Source organism: Acidovorax delafieldii 2AN (assembly GCF_000175235.1).
GTDB lineage: Bacteria > Pseudomonadota > Gammaproteobacteria > Burkholderiales > Burkholderiaceae_C > Acidovorax > Acidovorax delafieldii_B.
The window spans coordinates 1-822 of sequence record NZ_ACQT01000585.1 but is presented as its reverse complement, the minus strand read 5'-3'; the positions used below and the strand labels follow the sequence as shown (position 1 = coordinate 822).

1 protein-coding gene is annotated in these 822 nt (G+C 70.1%); it reads left to right on the top strand.

From position 1 onward, the window contains the following. Nucleotides 1–822: AsmA family protein (locus ACDELDRAFT_RS23205; RefSeq protein ID WP_005801769.1), on the top strand; the 822-nt coding region annotated here is incomplete at both ends.

Here is an 822-nt window from a genome sequence, read left to right as displayed (position 1 = left end):
GGCCGACCTGGGGCCGGTGGTGGGCGCCACGCCGGCAGAGGTGAGCGCCGGCAAGCGCTCGGGCAAGATGCTTCCCGACAAGGCCTTTGCCACCGAGCGCTGGAGCGCCATGGACATGGACATCCAGTTCGCTGGCGAACGCGTGCTGCGCCCCGAGAGCCTGCCGCTCGAAAACCTCAGCGTGCACGCCGTGATGAGCGACGCCGTGCTGCGCCTTGCGCCGCTGCGCTTTGGCGTGGCACATGGTCAGATCGAGACCACCGTGGTGATGGACAGCCGCCCTACCCCGCTGGCGGTGCAGGCCGACGCCCGGGTGCGCGGGCTCAGGCTCTCGGCCCTGTTTCCGAAAGTGGAACTGGTGGACAAGAGCCTGGGCCACCTCGACGGCGCCCTGGCCCTGCGTGGCGCCGGCAACTCGGTGGCGAAGTGGCTGGGCACCAGCACGGGACAGGCACGGCTGTACGTGCGCGATGGCACGCTCAGCCGCGAGCTGCTGAACCTGGCCGCGCTCAACGTGGGCAGCGTGGTCGTGGCCAAGCTGTTCGGCGATGACCGCGAGGTGCAGCTGCGCTGCGCCGTGGCCGACATGGAAGTGCACAACGGCGTGGCGTCTCCGCGCACAGCGCGGCTCAGCACCAGCGAAGCCGTGGTGGAGACCACAGGCACCATCGACCTGGCGCGCGAGCAGCTCGACCTGCACATCAAGCCGCAGTCGCTGCAATGGAAGTTCTTTTCGCTGCGCACCCCGCTGTACGTGCGCGGCAGTTTTGCCCACCCGGACGTGGGGGTGGAGGCGGGACCGCTGCTGCTGCGCGCGGGCGG